Annotated in this window: 19 protein-coding genes; 7 read left to right on the top strand and 12 right to left on the bottom strand. The window is 64.1% G+C overall.

All coding sequences use genetic code 11. From position 1 onward, the window contains the following. Nucleotides 1-140 precede the first annotated feature (140 nt). Nucleotides 141-1,382 (top strand): cytochrome c, encoded by a 1,242-nt coding sequence (locus BLR13_RS33185; protein ID WP_074814720.1) that lies wholly within the window; start codon nt 141-143, stop codon nt 1,380-1,382. Between the two features lie 142 nt (nt 1,383-1,524). On the opposite strand, the gene BLR13_RS33180 is transcribed toward BLR13_RS33185, so the two are convergent. Then, nucleotides 1,525-2,163, bottom strand: a complete 639-nt coding sequence (locus BLR13_RS33180; RefSeq protein ID WP_074814723.1) for a trimeric intracellular cation channel family protein — start codon at nt 2,161-2,163, stop codon at nt 1,525-1,527. 150 nt (nt 2,164-2,313) lie between these two features. On the opposite strand from BLR13_RS33180, the gene BLR13_RS33175 reads away from it, so the two are divergent. Then, complete coding sequence (locus BLR13_RS33175; protein ID WP_074814728.1) at nt 2,314-2,751, top strand: hypothetical protein; 438 nt, start codon at nt 2,314-2,316, stop codon at nt 2,749-2,751. An 88-nt stretch (nt 2,752-2,839) separates the two neighbouring features. On the opposite strand, the gene BLR13_RS33170 is transcribed toward BLR13_RS33175, so the two are convergent. From BLR13_RS33170 to BLR13_RS33160, 3 genes are all read right to left on the bottom strand, one after another. Next, the gene (locus BLR13_RS33170) at nt 2,840-3,706 is read right to left on the bottom strand and encodes an alpha/beta fold hydrolase (RefSeq protein ID WP_197679497.1); all 867 of its coding nucleotides are present in this window, start codon (nt 3,704-3,706) and stop codon (nt 2,840-2,842) included. Next, nucleotides 3,706-4,527, bottom strand: coding sequence for an isocitrate lyase/PEP mutase family protein (locus tag BLR13_RS33165; protein WP_074814730.1), 822 nt, complete (start codon nt 4,525-4,527; stop codon nt 3,706-3,708). Before BLR13_RS33165 ends, BLR13_RS33170 begins: the two co-directional genes overlap by 1 nt. 68 nt (nt 4,528-4,595) lie before the next feature. Further along, the gene (locus BLR13_RS33160) at nt 4,596-4,904 is read right to left on the bottom strand and encodes an NIPSNAP family protein (RefSeq protein WP_074814733.1); all 309 of its coding nucleotides are present in this window, start codon (nt 4,902-4,904) and stop codon (nt 4,596-4,598) included. 199 nt (nt 4,905-5,103) lie between these two features. Between BLR13_RS33160 and BLR13_RS33155 the strand changes: the two genes are divergently transcribed. Both BLR13_RS33155 and BLR13_RS33150 read left to right on the top strand, forming a co-directional pair. Beyond that, complete coding sequence (locus tag BLR13_RS33155; RefSeq protein WP_074814736.1) at nt 5,104-5,805, top strand: ArsR/SmtB family transcription factor; 702 nt, start codon at nt 5,104-5,106, stop codon at nt 5,803-5,805. A 135-nt stretch (nt 5,806-5,940) separates the two neighbouring features. Next, complete coding sequence (locus BLR13_RS33150; protein WP_074814739.1) at nt 5,941-6,180, top strand: GCG_CRPN prefix-to-repeats domain-containing protein; 240 nt, start codon at nt 5,941-5,943, stop codon at nt 6,178-6,180. Between the two features lie 160 nt (nt 6,181-6,340). On the opposite strand, the gene BLR13_RS33145 is transcribed toward BLR13_RS33150, so the two are convergent. The 3 genes from BLR13_RS33145 to BLR13_RS33135 form a co-directional block, all read right to left on the bottom strand. Continuing rightward, on the bottom strand, nt 6,341-6,589 hold the full coding sequence (locus BLR13_RS33145) for a GCG_CRPN prefix-to-repeats domain-containing protein (protein WP_074814741.1): 249 nt from the start codon (nt 6,587-6,589) through the stop codon (nt 6,341-6,343). A gap of 55 nt (nt 6,590-6,644) precedes the next feature. Then, the gene (locus BLR13_RS33140; protein WP_074814746.1) at nt 6,645-6,965 is read right to left on the bottom strand and encodes a twin-arginine translocation signal domain-containing protein; all 321 of its coding nucleotides are present in this window, start codon (nt 6,963-6,965) and stop codon (nt 6,645-6,647) included. A gap of 158 nt (nt 6,966-7,123) precedes the next feature. Beyond that, a complete protein-coding gene (locus BLR13_RS33135; RefSeq protein ID WP_074814750.1) occupies nt 7,124-7,441 on the bottom strand; it encodes a hypothetical protein in 318 nt (105 codons plus the stop codon). Between the two features lie 142 nt (nt 7,442-7,583). Between BLR13_RS33135 and BLR13_RS33130 the strand changes: the two genes are divergently transcribed. Then, nucleotides 7,584-8,831: a glycerophosphodiester phosphodiesterase family protein gene (locus BLR13_RS33130; RefSeq protein WP_074814754.1), complete on the top strand. Its 1,248-nt coding sequence runs from the start codon at nt 7,584-7,586 to the stop codon at nt 8,829-8,831. A 7-nt stretch (nt 8,832-8,838) separates the two neighbouring features. On the opposite strand, the gene BLR13_RS33125 is transcribed toward BLR13_RS33130, so the two are convergent. Continuing rightward, entirely contained in the window at nt 8,839-9,234 is a 396-nt protein-coding gene (locus BLR13_RS33125; protein ID WP_074814756.1) for a RidA family protein, read from the bottom strand. Between the two features lie 244 nt (nt 9,235-9,478). Here BLR13_RS33125 and BLR13_RS33120 point away from each other — a divergent pair, with 244 nt between their 5' ends. Both BLR13_RS33120 and BLR13_RS40755 read left to right on the top strand, forming a co-directional pair. Next, entirely contained in the window at nt 9,479-11,029 is a 1,551-nt protein-coding gene (locus tag BLR13_RS33120; RefSeq protein WP_074814759.1) for an amidase family protein, read from the top strand. A gap of 87 nt (nt 11,030-11,116) precedes the next feature. Next, a complete protein-coding gene (locus BLR13_RS40755) occupies nt 11,117-11,293 on the top strand; it encodes a hypothetical protein (RefSeq protein WP_154070951.1) in 177 nt (58 codons plus the stop codon). 4 nt (nt 11,294-11,297) lie between these two features. Here the strand turns inward: BLR13_RS40755 and BLR13_RS33115 are convergent, their stop codons facing one another. The 4 genes from BLR13_RS33115 to BLR13_RS33100 form a co-directional block, all read right to left on the bottom strand. Further along, on the bottom strand, nt 11,298-13,298 hold the full coding sequence (locus BLR13_RS33115) for a tyramine oxidase (protein WP_079587416.1): 2,001 nt from the start codon (nt 13,296-13,298) through the stop codon (nt 11,298-11,300). 91 nt (nt 13,299-13,389) lie between these two features. Continuing rightward, nucleotides 13,390-14,676 (bottom strand): MmgE/PrpD family protein, encoded by a 1,287-nt coding sequence (locus BLR13_RS33110; protein ID WP_074814761.1) that lies wholly within the window; start codon nt 14,674-14,676, stop codon nt 13,390-13,392. 26 nt (nt 14,677-14,702) lie between these two features. Next, nucleotides 14,703-14,906 carry a hypothetical protein gene (locus tag BLR13_RS33105; RefSeq protein ID WP_074814764.1) on the bottom strand — a complete coding sequence of 68 codons (204 nt, stop codon included), beginning with the start codon at nt 14,904-14,906 and terminating at the stop codon, nt 14,703-14,705. A gap of 66 nt (nt 14,907-14,972) precedes the next feature. Continuing rightward, nucleotides 14,973-16,199, bottom strand: a complete 1,227-nt coding sequence (locus BLR13_RS33100) for a CaiB/BaiF CoA transferase family protein (protein WP_074814766.1) — start codon at nt 16,197-16,199, stop codon at nt 14,973-14,975. Between the last annotated feature and the right edge of the window lie 330 nt (nt 16,200-16,529).

The raw sequence follows: 16,529 nt of genomic DNA, 5'->3' as shown, positions 1-16,529 counted from the left end.
CCGCTTTCAAAGATCGCAATTTCGTGCCGGGAATAATGGTGTCGGTTTTCGGTTTGTGTCGTTCGGGAGCCCCGGCGCGAAACGGCATGAGGTCACGACGCTGCCCGCTTTCGCGCTATAACGCTCCAAGAGGTCAATGAATGCAGGGACGACACCGGACCATGCGGGCGTTTCTGGTCGGATTGCTGTTGTGCAGTGCATTCGCTTCCGGCGAATGCTTCGCGGACGCCCAGGCCGATATCGCCGCCGAGCAGGTCGCGCGCGGCAAGGCGCTGGCCGATGCCGGCGACTGCGCGAGTTGCCATACCGCTGATACCGCCAAACCGTTTGCGGGCGGGAAGCGGATCGATACGCCGTTCGGCGGCATCTATTCGCCCAACCTGACGCCGGATCGCGATACCGGAGTAGGCGGATGGAGCGACGACGACTTCTATCGCGCGCTGCGCTTCGGCGTGGCGCCCGATGGCTCGCGCTATTACCCGGCCTTTCCCTATCCGAATTTTACCAAACTCACCCGCCAGGACATTGGTGCGATCCGGGCCTATCTGGCGACGCTGACGCCGGTGAAGAACTCCCCATCGCCGCCGGAACTGCGCTGGCCGCTGAATTATCGCGTCGTCATGCGCGGCTGGAACTGGCTGTTCTTCAAGCCCGGCATCCTGATGCCCGATCAGCAGAAGAGCGCGGAATGGAATCGCGGCCGCTACCTGGTCGAAGGCCCCGGCCATTGCGGCGCCTGCCACACACCGAAGAACATCTTTGGTGCCGACCGACGTGGGCAGACGTTCGGCGGCGGACTTGTGCAAGGCATGTTCGCGCCGCGGCTGGATGCCGCCGCGCGCAGCGGCCTGAAGTCCTGGAGCGTGGAAGATATCGCTGAATATCTGCAGAGCGGCCGCAACGGCCGCAGCCATGCCGGCGAACTGATGTCTGAGGTCGTGGTCAATTCGACGTCAAAAATGAGCGACCCGGATGTCCGCGCCATCGCGGTGTATCTGAAGAATTTGCCGGCAGGTGCGCCGGAGCCTTCTTCAAGTGCGCCGCCACCCGCAGCCGCCATGACCGAAGGCGAGAAGCTCTATAAGGGCGCCTGCATCGCCTGCCACGAGGTAGATGGCTCGGGGGCGCCGCGGATCTATCCGCCGCTGCCCGGCAACGCCAACCTGCAATCATCAGATCCCTCCTCGACGCTCCGCGTCATCCTCGACGGCGCGCAGACCGTGACAACGCCGCGCGCGCCCAACAAGGGATCGATGCCGGCCTATGCGGCAAAGCTGTCGGACCAGGAGATCGCCGACGTCACCACCTATATCCGCAATGCCTGGGGCAATGCGGCGCCGGCGGTGACCGCAGCGCAGGTCGCGAAGGCGCGCCGCAAGTGATCGTGTCCCGGACGCGGCGCGGCACAGCGTGACGCGACGCAGAGCCGGGACCCACGTTCTTGCACGCCGGACACGGCCGCATGGACCCCGGATCAGTAGCGCACCACGCAAGGGCGTGCTGCGCAGCATCCGGGGAACGCGGTCAGCGCTTATCCTCGAATATGAATTTTGGCATTTCCCATTTGTAGCGGATTGCCAATAGCCGCAGCGTCAGCCCGAACGCGAAGGTCAGCGCCGTCCAGAGTTCGTCATTCAGCTTGAAGCCGAAAGCGGTGGCGTAGAACAGCCCGGTGACGACCGAGACACTGGCGTAGAGTTCAGAGCGAAACAGCAGCGGCACGTCGTTGCAGAGGATGTCGCGCAGCACGCCGCCGGCGCACCCGGTGATCATCCCCGCCACGATCACAATCGGCAGCGAGGCGTTGACCTGCCAGGCGACGTCGCAGCCCGCCATCGTGAACACGACAAGCCCGATGGCATCGAGCACCAGAAACGCCAGGTTCAACCGGTGCACGATGCGCGCGATCAGGATGGTCGCGAACGCGGCGACCGCCGTCAGCGCCAGATAGGACGGGTTTTGTACCCAGACCAGCGGATAGTGGCCGAGCAGCACGTCACGGATGGTGCCGCCGCCGAGCGCGGTAATGCAGCCCAGCATGCAGACGCCGGCCCAATCCATGCTGCGTCGCCCCGCCGCCAACGCGGCCGTCATCGCCTGCGCGGTCAAGGCTACATAGGACAGCAGATGCAGCACGGTATCGTTGGGCGGCAGGTTCCACATGGCAACCTCTTGGCAACCTCATGAAGACGGATTTGGAACAGGGAATCACCGGTTCCAGCGTGAGCGGGTTGCAAGATGGCGCGGAACATCCACGCGCGCCAGCCATTGTCCCCGCGCTTGGCTTTAGGGTGCTAACGGAGGAACTTTTTCATGGCATACCAACCCAACCCGAACGACCCCTACCGCGCCAGCCTGAGCGACGACGAAATCCGCCGTCAGGCCCGCCTGAACAGTCTCGACAATGATCTACAGCTCGATCCGGAACTCGCCGAAGGCCCGGCCAGCGGTGGCAAGATCGCGATGTACGCGATTGCGGCCGCGGTGGTGCTGGGCGCGGTGTTCTATGGTCTGAACAATTCCAGCGTGAATCGGGCCGGTACCTCGCCCACGACCCAGACCGCGCAGACGCAGCCGGCAACGCCTGCCGCGCCTCCGGGTATGCGTGACGTGACGCCGAAGGCCAACAGCGAAACAGGAATGACCACCGGCGCGGCGCCGTCGCGCCCGTCAACGCCGGTCGCTCCGGCCAATCAGGACATGAAGAAGACGGCCGCTCCCCCGGCCGATAGCGCACCTGCCGCCAAGTAACGGCTGACGCGCCGACTGACAGCGCAGCGGGCCCCGGCCCACTGCGCTTTTTTATGTGGCTTGTTGTATGTCGGCTTGCGATTCCGGTTCAGGGCTTCGGCAATTTGCCGATCCACGTCACGATCGCATCTGTGACCGCCGCCGGCTGCTCCGGTATCAGCGCGTGACTGCCATTCGGGATCACGACGATCTCCGCCCGCGCTCCGAATTCTTCCTTGATTTCGTTCGTCATGCTGCGCGGCTTGAACGGATCGAGTTCGGCTTGCACGTCGAGCAGCGGCGCCTTGCCGCCCGGCCACCACTCCGACTGTTTGGTGGCGCGGCCGGCTGCGAACTGCGATTCGTCGACCTCGGTATGCCAGCCCGATAACCACACACGCGCGTCATGGCCCGGCGCGAAGAACGCCATGCGCAGCGCTTCCAGCCGCTCGGCTTCGGGTCGCGACAGGTCGCCGGCCTTCCTGACCGCGTCGGACAACTCTTTTGCCCCGGCAAATCCGGCCGGATAGGCCTTTGCCGCAGCGGCGACGATCACCACCCCGCGCACCAGCTCGGGATAGTCGGTCGCCGTCATGCGTCCGACCCAATTGCCGAAGGCGTGCCCGACGATAACGGCAGGCGCGTTGCCTTCGTGCCGGATCACGGCGGCGATATCGCGCGCGAAATCGTGCAGCGTCAGGTTTTGCATCGGGCCCTGGCTATCGCCCGCCCCGCGCGGTTGCGGCCGCAACACACGATAGCCGGCTTTGGCGATCCCCGCGGCGAGGTCATCGAAATCCAGGGAATCGCGACCGCGTCCGGGCAACAGCACCACCGGCGGACCGCTGCCCTCGGCGATGACATCGATACGCACGCCATCATGCGCCACGATCTGCCGCGCGCGCTCGGCCTGCGCGGCCGGGGCGCCCAGCATCACCAGACAGACCCCGGCGACAAGCCGTTTGCGCAACTTCATCACTGGCCCGAGAACATCTTGTTGAGTTCGCCGCCGGAATAGCCGCTGGCGAGCTCGGTGAACGTGCCCTTGTCCGCCATCTCGCGCGCCGCCTTCATGAAGCCGCCCCAGGCCGAGCGCGCCAGCGAACCGCCGACGCTGATGCGGCGAATGCCGAGATCGCCGGCCTCCTTAAGCGACAGGCCGGATGCGCCGATCAAGAGATTGACGGGTTTTGGAGCGACCGCCTTCACGATCGCGGCGATGTCTTCTTTGGTCTTGATACCCGGCGCATAGAGGCAATCCGCACCGGCCTCGGAATAGGCGTTGAGCCGCTCGATCACAAAGCCAAGGTCGGGCTTTCCGACCAGATAGGCTTCGCAGCGGCCGGTCAGCATCACATTGCTGTTGTCGGCATCAACAGCCTTGCGCGCCGCCTTGATGCGATCGACGGCCAGCGCAAAATCATACAACGGCTTGGCCGCATCGCCGGTGGAATCCTCGATCGACAATCCTGCGACGCCGGTCTTGACGCCGCGTGCGACATTGACGCCGACTTTCTCGGGTTCATGGGCGAAGCCGCCCTCGAAATCGGCGTTGACGGGAAGATCGACCGCCGCGCACAGCGCGGCGAGATGGTCGCAGACGTCGTCGACCGTGACGCGGTTGTCGGCCTTCGCGATGGTCCAGGCAAAGCCCGCGCTGGTCGACGCCAGCGCCTTGAAACCGAGATGCTGCAGCGCGCGGGCGCTGCCGACGTCGAACGGATTCGGAATGATGAAGCATCCGCTTTCGTGCAGCTTGCGGAACGCGGCGCGCTTGTCCACTGTCGTGACCGGCATGGTTTCTCTCCCTGTCTTGTTCGGCTGTGAAGATAGCGAGGCGCGGCGTCAAGCGCCAGCGCTGCCGCTCAGGCCACGACCTGCCGCAGGAATGTCCGCTCTTCGGCAAGAATGAGCTTATTCTCCTCGGCGAAATTGAAATTCGCCATGCCTTCCTTGTCGGTGCGCAGCCGCGCCCGGTAACTCTCATAGGCGGCCAGGCTGTCGAACGCGATCAGCGCAAACGCGATGTTGTTGGTGCCTTCATGCGGCATCCAGTAGCCCCGCAGATCGCCGCCGCATCTCGGGATGATGCTGAGCCAGTTCTTCGAATACTGCTCGAACATCGCACGCTTGAACGGATCAATCTGGTAGCGGATGAAAACGGTGATGGTCATGGGTAACTCCAATTGCCGTCATTGCGAGGAGGCAACGGGTCGCGCGAATGCGCGCCCGATGACAGGCTCCGCGACGAAGCAATCCATGGCGCAGCGTGCCGCACGATGGATTGCTTCGCTGCGCTCGCAATGACGGAGCCAGACTTCGAAACCAACATACCCGCTTGATCGTCGTCAATGCTTCGGCTAACATCGAACTATGAAAGCAGGTCCCGATATCGCCATGGTCGCCTCGCTGGTCGGCGACCCCGCGCGCTCCAACATGCTGACCGCGCTGATGACCGGCCGCGCGCTGACGGCGAGCGAACTGGCGCACCAGGCCGGCATCACGCCGCAGACCGCCAGTTCGCATCTCGCCAAGCTCGAGGCCGGCGGCCTGATCGAGCCGGAGAAACAGGGGCGTCACCGCTACTACCGCCTCACCGGCCCCGATGTCGCAAGCGTGCTCGAAGGGCTGGCGGGCCTTGCCGAGCGCGCCGGTCACACCCGTGTCCGCACCGGGCCGAAGGAGCCGGCGCTGCGCCGCGCGCGGATCTGCTACGACCATCTCGCCGGCGACCTCGGCGTGCAGATGCTCGACAGCATGCGAAAGCAGAAGCTGGTGCGGCAGAGCAAGCAGGAGATCGAACTCACCGGTGAAGGCAAGCGCTTCATGGCGCAGGCGCTGCAGATCGACGCCGACATGCTGGCCCACCCGCGCCGCCCGGTGTGCAAGGCCTGCCTTGACTGGAGCGAGCGCCGTCATCACCTCGCCGGCACGCTCGGCGCCGCCGTCATGAATCGCTTCACCGAACTGAACTGGGCCGCGCGCGATCCCGCGCCCGGCAGCCGCGTCGTCAATTTCACCCGCACCGGCGAAAAAAGATTCGCGGCGCTGTTCGGGACCAACGCCGAAACGTGAGCGGCGGAAATGTGATTGCGCAGTGACAATTTGCGCGTTGCTCACATTGTTCGAATCCCGAAAATTCATTTTCCATTCACGGTTCGGAATCTAGGTTCCAGCCACGCCGCGTCGCGGCCAAAAACGGGAGAGAACATGAAGTACCTATTCGCAGCAGCAGTTTTGGTCGCCGGCTCGTTCGCGAGCTTCAGCGCCGCGAATGCCGCGGGCGGATGCGGCCCCGGCTGGCATCGCGGTCCCTATGGCGGATGCCAGCCCAATCGGGGCCGCGTTGTCGTCGTCGAGCGGCCTGCCCCGGTCGTGGTGGTGCGGCCCGTCGGTCGCGTCTGCCCCTACGGCTTCGTCTGGGCCTATGGACGCTGCCGCCCGGTGTAGAGCCTTTTCGCTTCTGATTGAATCAGAACCGGGCTCTGCTCTTTTGTTTTGGCGCGTTTTCGGTGTCCACTTCGCTCGAAAACGCTATAAGCACGCATCCGCATCACTTGCGAAAGCCCCGCTTGCGCGGGGCTTTTTTTTGCGTTGTGTGATGTTGGACTTACCAGCCATTGCGGAAGCAACGTCGGCCGAACGGGCCGGAATGCCAGCCGGGCGGACAGTTGTACATCGGCCGGCAGCCGCCATAGGGGCCACGATGCCAGCCCGGCCCGCAGCCGCCGGCGACCTGGATCACATTTTCGGAAACCGTCCGGGCCGGATCGAGCGGCGCCATCGGCATCGCCTGCGACGCCGAGACCGCGGCCAGACCAAGCCCGATCGCCAACGCCGATGCAGCTAGTATCTTCATGAACGTCTCCTTTCCACGCTTGGTTTGCAGTTACACGACAGGCTCGGGACGCGCGTTACCAGTAACGGCGGCGCCAGCGACGGTGCCAGCGGCGGCGATGCCAGCCCCAATGCCTTCGGCGCCAGCCCCAATGTCTGCGACGCCAACCCCAATGACGGCGGTGGCCCCAGTGACGGCCCCAACGCACTTCCTCCGGCTGCAGGCGATCGACTTCATCGCCCGATGTGACGGCGGGATGGGCTTCCGCATTGTTGGGGAGTTGTCCGCCTTCGGTCAGCGGATGCGGCATCAAGGGTGCCGCTTGCGCGCTGGCCGCGAGTGCGGCTGCTCCGGCCGCGAATCCAATGGCGAGTTTCAGAAAGTGCCGGCGTTCCATGACAATCTCCTCCTCTGCAATCGGGTGATGTGAGAAGGAGAGTTTCAAGGCAGCGAGATGAATGTTCGCTGAATTTCGCGTTCAGGTTTGTGGCGCGCGCCTCTGCGCTGCGGGTCACGCCCGCCCCATCACGCGCGTGATTCCTGCGTCTGCGGATCTCACGCCGGCACAAATTCCTCGGCCAGCACCAGCATTTCGCGAGTGCGGGTCACGTCGGGCCAGTCGCGGTTGAAATCGGCGATCAGCCGGTCGAGATGCGGACCCGCCATCGCGCGATCGAGTGCGGCCTGATCCGGGAATTGATACATCGCGTGATGCAGCGAAGGTTCGGTGAGGCTCCAGTAGCGCCACGCCTTTGTCGCCCCGAACGATTTCACCGCATCCGGCACATGCTCGCGCGAATACCAGGCATCGAACGCCCCGCGTTTGGCCGGATCGGGGACGGTGGCGCGGACGATGAAAAAGGCAGCGGGCATGTTGCTTCCTCCGAGATCGCTTCTTGGTCTGGCCATTGCGATGGGCTTGCCGACCACCACGCGACCGTCACATGCTCCATGATATAACGTCCGTACGCAATGCGTCACTGGAGACGCAATTGCGTCACTGGAGGGACCACCCATGCCGACCCGCCCCCGCTCCACCTTGATGGCAGCCTTCTGGCTCCTGACCGCGATCTTTCCTGCGGCGGCGCAGACGATTGCGCTGCCGAACGAGGCGCAAATCGGGCCGCGGCCGTTTTATCTCGTCGACAAGATGAAGGACGGGCCGCTGAAGCAGCAACTCAGCCAGTGTACCGGGCCGTTTCACCGCACCGGCTTTTCCGTCGGCCATCGCGGCGCGGCATTGCAGTTCCCCGAACACAGCCGGGAAAGCTACATGGCCGCGGCGCGCATGGGCGCCGGCGTGATCGAATGCGACGTGACCTTCACCAAAGATCGCCAACTGGTCTGCCGGCATTCGCAATGCGACCTGCACACCACGACCAACATCCTCTCCGTCCCCGCACTCGCGGCGAAATGTTCGCAAGGTTTCAGCCCGGCCGATCCGGCCACGGGCAAGAAGGCGTCGGCGAAGTGCTGCACCAGCGACATCACGCTCGCCGAATTCAAGTCGCTGACGGCGAAGATGGACGGCTTCAACCCGGACGCCAGGACCGCCGAAGAATACCAGAACGGCACGCCGCGCTGGCGCACCGATCTCTATGCCAACTCCGGCACGCTGATGACCCATGACGAGAGCATCGCGCTGATCAAGAGCCTCGGCGCCAAATTCACGCCCGAACTGAAGGCGGCCGAGGTGCCGATGCCGTTCGACGGCGACTACACCCAGGAGAAATACGCGACGCAGATGCTGCAGGCCTACAAGACATCAGGGATTCCAGCGAGCGACGTGTTCGCCCAGAGTTTCAGCCTTGCCGATATCCTGTTCTGGGTGAAGACCGCCCCGGAATTCGCAGCCCAGGCCGTGTATCTCGAGGATCGCTACGAGAAGCGCGGCCTCGATCCTGCAAAACCCGAGACCTGGAAGCCCTCGATGACAGAGTTGAAGGCGCAAGGCGTCAAGATCCTGGGACCGCCGATCTACGCGATGCTGGCGCTGAACGCCAAGGGCGAGATCGTGCCGTCCGAATATGCCAAGGCCGCGAAGGCCGCCGGCCTCGATCTGATCGGCTGGTCGCTGGAACGCGACGGCCCGCTCAACAAGGGCGGCGGCTTCTATCACTCCTCGGTCAAGTCGGCGATCGATCGCGACGGCGATACGTTGACCGTGCTCGACGTGCTCGCCAAACAGGTTGGCGTCCGCGCCATGTTTTCCGACTGGCCGGCGACCACGACGTTCTATGCGAGTTGCATGGGGATGAAGTAAGCCGCTTCTACATGACCGCCACGCAATCGATCTCGATATCGAACGGCCCCATCCACTCCGGCACGCAGACGAAAATGCGCGCCGGCGGATCTACCGGGAAATACCGCGCATAGATGGCGTTGACGGCCGCAAAATGCTTCGCCGACGTGCAGTAGATGTTGCACTTCATGACATTCTGCAGCGAGGTGCCTGATGTCTCCAGGCAGAGCTTCATCTGCTCGAGCACGATCTCGGTCTGGCGCTCGATCGGGGCGGCGACGATGATTTCGCCGGTGGCAGGATCGAACGGCGGAAATCCGGAAACGAACACCATGCCGTTGCCGCGCGTGACCGGCGACAATGGCGCGTTCCACTTCGCGAGATAGGACGACAGCGGTTCGACGCGGATGACTTCTCGTTTCATGGAAACCTCTTCGGACCGGAGCGGGCCAAGTCCGTTTTAGCACCGGTCGCTACTATCATGCTACGGTAATGGTCGAAGTGTTGCCGTCAGAGAACCCTACCCCTCGCTTCCCGATGCATCCGTGCGGCACCTCTCATTCGTTGAAAGTCGGTCACATCGCAAGCAAGAGCTGAAGTGGGCATCCGCCTCGACATGGGGCGCATGCACCTCTAACGTTCTCGTCATCGATTATGGGAGACGCGACGTGGCCAGGAAAACCGTAAAGAAAACCGTAAAGAAAACCGCGAAGAAGAAAGCGACGAAGAGCGCCGCGAAGAAGATGGCGCCGAGGAAGGCTGCAAAGAAGACCGCGCCACACCAATCCGCCAAGCCACGCCCGCCCAAAGGCCCGGTCTGGCAGTGGTCCGCCGTCGAGACGGCCGCCGCGATCCGCACCGGCGCGATTTCCTCGGTCGAGGTGGTCGAAGTGCATCTCGCGCGGATGCGCGCGGTCAATCCAAAACTCAACGCCGTTGTCGTCGACCTGTCGGAGGAAGCGCTCAAGGCGGCGAAAGCCGCCGACGGTGCGGCAGCCAGGCGAAACCCCGGCCTGCTGCACGGCGTGCCGATCACGATCAAGGAAAACGTCGACTATGAGGGGCGGCCCAACCCCAACGGGGTGCCGGCGCAAATGAGTATCATGGCCCCTTCCGACGCGCCTGTGGTGCGCAACCTCAAGAAATCAGGCGCTGTTGTCATCGGTCTGACCAACACGCCGGAATTCTCGTTCCGCGGTTTCACCGACAACCCGCTGCACGGACTGACGCTGAACCCGTGGGATCCCGAGATCACCTGCGGCGGATCGTCCGGCGGCGCCGGTGCCGCGGTGGCGGCCGGTATCGGCACCATTGCGCACGGCAATGACATCGGCGGCTCCTTGCGCTGGCCGGCGCATTGCAACGGGATCGCGACCATCAAGCCGACCCAGGGCCGCATTCCCGCCTACAACGAGAGTGCGGCGGCCGAACGGCCGATGCTGGCGCATCTGATGTCCGCGCAGGGGCCGCTGGCGCGCGGCGTCGACGACCTCCGCGTCGCACTCGAAGTCATGAGTGCGCGCGATCCGCGCGACCCGTGGTGGGTGCCGGCGCCCCTGACCGGACCGAAACCGAAAGGGCCGATCAAGGTCGCGCTGGCGAAACTGCCCGATGACATGGACGTCGATCCTTCGGTGCATGCGGCGCTGAGAGCCGCCGCCGACCATCTCGAACGATCAGGCTATCGCGTCAGCGAGGTCGAGGTCCCCGACATCAATGGCGTCTGGCACACCTGGTGCGACATCATCACCAACGAAACCGTGACGCTGCAGGAAGCCGCGATGCTCAAGGTGGCTTCGGAAGATTTCCACATCGCCTGGAACGGCATCAAGGGCTCGGCCAACACCCTCGACCTCGCTGGCTGGATGCGTGCGACGGCGGCCCGCAACGGCCATATCCGCGCCTGGCAGTTGTTCTTCGAGGAATACCCGGTGGTGCTGGCGCCGACCACGGTGAAGCCGACGCCCGGCCCGCGCGAGGATGCGATCAGCGGCGAACGCGCGCGAGAGATTTTCTGGAACGATCTGCGTTTCATTTCCGCGATCAACGTGCTCGGCCTGCCCTCCGCGGTGGTGCCGGTTGCGCTGCACGCGGGGAAGCCGATCGGCGTGCAGTTGATCGCTGGGCGCTATCGCGAGGATCTCGCGCTCGACGCGGCAGCCGCCATCGAAAAGCGCGCCGGCATGCTGGTGCGTCAGCTCTGGGAAAGGATGGGCTGAACTTTTCGCGCGCGAACGTGAGGTATCTCACATATCGAAAGGCTCGATCGTCCTAGTCTTCCCGCATTCGGCCTGGAGGACAAGACGATGATCCGTATTCAGTGGTCTCGGAAGATGTTCACGATCGCCGCCGCCATGATCGTTCTGGCCGGCGTCGCAGGGCTGATGCGTCCAAAGCCTTTTTCCGATTCAGGACTGAGCGCGCAATGGCAGTGCAGCAAGACGGCGGGATTCCTGGTTACCTGCACCCATCAGCGCAGCTAGAGCCCTACTTCGGGTCCCGGATCGTCATCGCCGGGTTTGATGCAAAGAAATTATGCGGCATCAGCGTGAAGCCGAACCAATGGGTCGGCATCACGGGCCAATCCTCCATGCGGGTGATGTGGTGAAAGCCGACCGTGTACCAGGCGACGATGTCGCGGTTCGAGATCGGCCGGTCGCGCGCCGTCCAGGCCCCTAACGTGTCCTTGCCGTCGCTCATCATGGCATAGCGCCCGCCGGCGTAACGCTCGGACGGCGAATAGGGCGTCACCGAGAGCTGGTAATGCAGATAGTCGTTGCGCTTCACCGGCGGATCGTCCGCGGCGAGCAGCGGGTGCACGTAGCTGCCTTCCGGCATCAGCATGTAGCCGGGATGATGGCCGAGCGCGCTCTCCACATTGTTGTTGGCGAAATGATAGAGCGCGGGTGAAGCGGACTCGATGCGGGTGCGGGCTTCCTTCTCCCGCGCCGGCATCTCGTGCGCGACCGTATACATCGAGCGGCGCGGCGAGCCCTTTGGCAACGATTTCTGCACCAGCCGCTCGCGCATGAAATCGTTGGCGGCGCCATCGACGTCGAGATCGAGGCGGAAGTTGAAATAGTGGCTGTGGAACGGCGCCACCAGCCCGGGCGCGATCAGCGTCCCCTGCCTGGTTTCGTCAGCGGCGGCCGCATCCTTCATCGATTGGCTCGTCACGCCCTTGACGGCATCGAGGCCGGTGGCGCCGACGGCGACGCGGATGCTGCCATCCTGATGAAAGACATAGTCGATCAGGTAATCGTAGTTGCCGACCTCGGAGGCCGAACGCACCACGAGTTCGCTCGCCGGGCGGCCTTCCGCCGGCACCATCGTTCGTCCCTGCTCAAAAATTTCAAAATGCCGCCAGGCGGGATCGCCGATCGCGCGCTCGAACACGCAGATCGCGTCCGGCGTCTGGATCGGCTCGCCATCGTCCTGCGGCATGGTGACCGGGAAGAAGCGTGCGTAAGCCGGACAGTCGATCCCCTTGCGCAGCGGGCTCAGCGAGTTGCCAAAACCGTATTCGCCGCTGTCCATATAGGTCCGGAAGTACCAGGCCTCGTCGGAATCCATGTAGGGCACGAACACTTCCGACAGATGCATCTGGTAGGCGACCGAACGCCAGCGCGCGCCGTCGCGCGCCTCGACCATCGACAGCACCGGCCCCGGCCGCTTGTCGGCGCGCAGGTGAAAGCGCCACATGTCCCAGACGATGCGACCGTCCTCGATCGCAATATTGTCGCCGCCGGGCTGGGCGACGCTGGCCGGTTTCGATTCCGGCCGCAGCGCGCCGTATGCGGCAATCTCGGCTTCCTTGTAGCCGCCGGTGTCGCCTGACACCGGCACCACGCCGCTATCGGTGACGTCCAGCACCTTTTTGGTCTTGAGATCGATGGTCGCAAACAGGCCCTCGATCGGGCGCGCCCAGTAGTTGGAGCCGGTGGGCTTGCCGACACAGGGCATCTTGATCAGGCGGCGGCCCTGGTCTTCCTTGTTGCCGAAATTGCCTGCCGTCAGCGGCAAACAAAACACCTGATTGGGCGCGAACCCACGCTTCGCCAGCCCCTGCACCATGCGCGGATCCGCTAATGCCAAACCGGCGGTGCCGTTGAGCTCCTCGAACAGCAGCGCCGGTTCGCCACTGACCGCCTGCCATCCGGTGACGCTACCGGCCGCGAGATCGACGGCGGCTTCATGCACGCTCCCCGCTTCGCTCACCACGGCGAGCGCACGCCGCGGCAACGCCATGCCCGGGCGCCACGCCGCGACGATGGCCTTGTCGGGTTCGTCGAGGTCGACGGTATGAAAGCGCGCCTTCGGCCCGAGCTTGCCGGCCGCGGCAAGAATTTCCTTCACCTGATGCAATTCGGTCGCCGTCAACGCATCGAGTGGATGCACGGGGCGCGCTTCCTGCGCGGCGACCGCGAATGCCGGAAGCCACAACAAAACCGCCAGAAGATACCTCACCCCAACAGCCGATGCGTTCATGCGCCCTCTCCTGACCGGCAGAAATTCCCGCGAAGCAAGATTGCGCAGGTTTGTTGCCGGAGTCCACCGGGGCGCCGGACGGCGGCGGCAATCAGACCTGGGTCGCCGTGATCAGGGCGCTCACCTGCGGCAGGCCCTCGATCCCCCACAGCAGACGCAAGAGATTGTCGACGCGATCGGCGCTGAGGTGCTTTTGCGCCAGCAGGCGGAACTTCTCTTCCATCTCGGCATCGGTCATCGGGTTCTTGAAGTGGCCGCGGTGATATTCGACGCGGACGGTCTTGCGTGCGCCCGACTTGAGCACGAGTTCGAGTTCGCACAGGTTGAATTCGTTCTCGGTTCGGTCGGCTTCATCCGACGGCAGGCATTTGACGCGGCCGACGAGGTCAAGCAGGCGCGCGTCGTGCAGGTAGGGATCCTCGTAATAGTCAGGATCGATCTTGCCGTATGTCAGCATCAGCCCCGCGGCATAGGGGATGCTGTGATCGGCGGTCTCGTGCGTCTGCGGCCGCCACTTGTCGGGGCCCTCAGCCATGATCTTGATCGCGGAACGCGAGACGTGGATGTTGATCTCCTTGATATCGTCCGGGTTACCGGCGAATGGCCGCGCTTCGAGGGCAGCCTGGGCTACGGTCTGCGAGAACTGGCCGAGCGGAAAGCGCTTGGTGAAGCAGCGGCGGATGCCGAACGGCTCGCCGAGCTGCGGCGGCGAAACCGGCTTGCGGCCCATCACCTTGAAGAAGCCGTAGCTGCCCTCGAACACCTTGCCGGGGCCGGTCATGCCGTTTTGTGCAAGCTGCACCGAAAACATCGCCTTGCGGCAGGCGTCCGCCGCCGCAAACGCCTTCCAGTTCGACAGCGCATCGGCGCGGCCCTGGCGCGTCGCGGTGTTGCCGCCGACCGTGATCCCGATGGCCTGCACCATCTGATCCGTCGTCAGCCTCATCAGGCTGCCGGCGCCGACCACCGCCGCGAAGCCGGTGATGGTCGAATGGTCGATGCCGTTGCCGAGATAGTCGAAGACATCGGCGACCTTGCAGAACACCTCATGGGCCAGCACGGTCGCGGTGATCAGATCCCGTCCGCTGCGGCCGTTCAGCTCGGCAGCCGTCAGCAGTGCCGCAATGGTATCGCTCGGATGTCCGGCGCCATGGGTCAGGCTGACAAAGGCGTCGTTGAAGTCCAGATACCGGATCATCACGCCGTTGGCGAACACCGCAAGATCGGGGCTCGTACTGATGCCGCTGAACAGGACGGTCGCGCTTTGCTTCGCACTGACGTCAGCGGCGAGCTTTTGCGCAACCCGGCTCGGCCCCGCGGTGTAGCCGCCGAACGCGCAACCAACGGTGTCGAGGATCGCGCGTTTGGCGATGCGCACGACATCGTCAGGCAGGTCCTCGTATTTCAGCCCGGCCGCATAGCGCGCGAGCGTTTCGGCGAGCGTGACCTGATCGCCGGCTGGCGCTGCCGCGGGCGCTCAGGCTTCTCCTCCGCGACCGCCGGAAAGGCCTGCGCGCCCAAGGCAAGCCCGGCCGCGAGCTGCTTGAGAAACCGCCGGCGCCCGCTCTGAGGCGAGATGCGCCGGATCGTGTCCTTGGCGGGCTCCATCGGCTTCTCCCGGTGCTGGCGTGGCGAAACCTTCAGTTCGTTGCCGGTCGGATGTGAAGCGCGTCCTTACACGATCTTCTGCTTCTTCAACGCCTCGACCTTGGCCTCATCATAGCCGATCGTCGCCAGCACGTCTTTGGTGTCGGCGCCGAGCAGCGGCGGCGCGCGATAGTCCGTGATCGGGGTGCCGGAGAACGTCAGCGGATTGCGGATCATTGCGAGCTCGGGCTCGAAGGGATGCTTGACCTTGATCTTCATACCGCGCGACTGGACGTGCGGATCGGCGAACACCTGCTCGAAACTGTTGATCGGCCCCGAGGGCACGCCGGCCTTCTCCAGTTCGTCCAGCCAGTACGCCATCGGCTTCTTCAGGAACAGGCCGGCGAAGATCGCCATGATTTCCTTGCCGTGCACGACGCGGTCGTTGTTCTTGACGAAGCGCGGGTCGGTCGCAAGTTCGGGTGCGCCGAGCACCGCGCAGGTGCGCACGAACTGGCCATCATTGCCGACCACCAGCATCAGTTCGCCATCGGTGCAGCGGAACACGCCGGCCGGCATGCCGCCATTGCCCCAGGTGCCGCGCCGCGGCGGGGTCTGGCCGTTGACCAGATAGATCTGAAGCCAATGCGACAGCGAGGCGATCACGGTGTCGAACAGGCAGACGTCGACATGCTGCCCCTCGCCGCCATTGGCGTCGCGATGATAGAGCGCCGACAAGATGCCGATCGAGGTATTCATGCCGGTCATGTAGTCGACGATGGAAGGTCCGACCTTCATCGGGCCCGCGCCGGGTTCTCCGTCGATGTGGCCGGTGACGCTCATCAGCCCGCCCATCGCCTGCAGGATCGCGTCGTAGCCGGCGCGCGGCGCATAGGGTCCGGTCTGGCCGAAGCCGGTCACCGAGCAATAGATGATGCCGGGGTTGAGCTTCTTGATGGTCTCGTAGTCGAGGCCGTAACGCTTGAGATCGCCGACCTTGTAGTTCTCCATCATCACGTCGCAGGATTTTGCGAGTTCACGGATGATGTCCTGGCCTTCCGGTGAGGCGATATTGACGGTGACGGATTTCTTGCCGCGATTGGCGCAGAGGTAGAACGAGTTGTTGTTGTTCTGCTTGCCTTCGGGATCGTTCAGGTAGGGTGGGCCGAAGGCGCGCGCATCGTCGCCGCCGCCCGGCCGTTCGATCTTGATCACCTCGGCGCCGAGATCCGCCATCATCTGCGCCGACAGCGGGCCTGCGAGCACGCGCGTCAGGTCGAGAATCTTGATGCCCGAAAGTGGCAGAGCCGACATGTAACTTCCTCCGAAGATTTTGATCTTGTGGCGCGGGAATGTGCCCGGCGCGTTGCGTGGCTTGCCGATACACTATTTTGCGCCGCTGAGCCCTGCGTTGACGGCATGACGGTATCCGTCTGCGGCGGCCGGTGTCCATTTCACACTTTTTTTGCGTTGCCCTAACGGCGCCTGCCTATCCTGCCGAGGCCGGACCACCTCCCGAAGGAAACTTCGAAGGAGAACTAATCGATGACGATCTTCACCGATCGAGACCTGGAACGGATGGCAAGCTTGCGACTGAACTGGCGAAAGGAGTTTCTGCGCGAGGTGGTTCGCCTCCGGCACGAG

The sequence above is a fragment of the Bradyrhizobium ottawaense genome (assembly GCF_900099825.1).
GTDB classification, from domain to species: Bacteria; Pseudomonadota; Alphaproteobacteria; order Rhizobiales; family Xanthobacteraceae; genus Bradyrhizobium; species Bradyrhizobium ottawaense_A.
The sequence above is the reverse complement of the archived record's forward strand: the minus strand, read 5'-3'. Positions and strand labels throughout refer to the sequence as shown.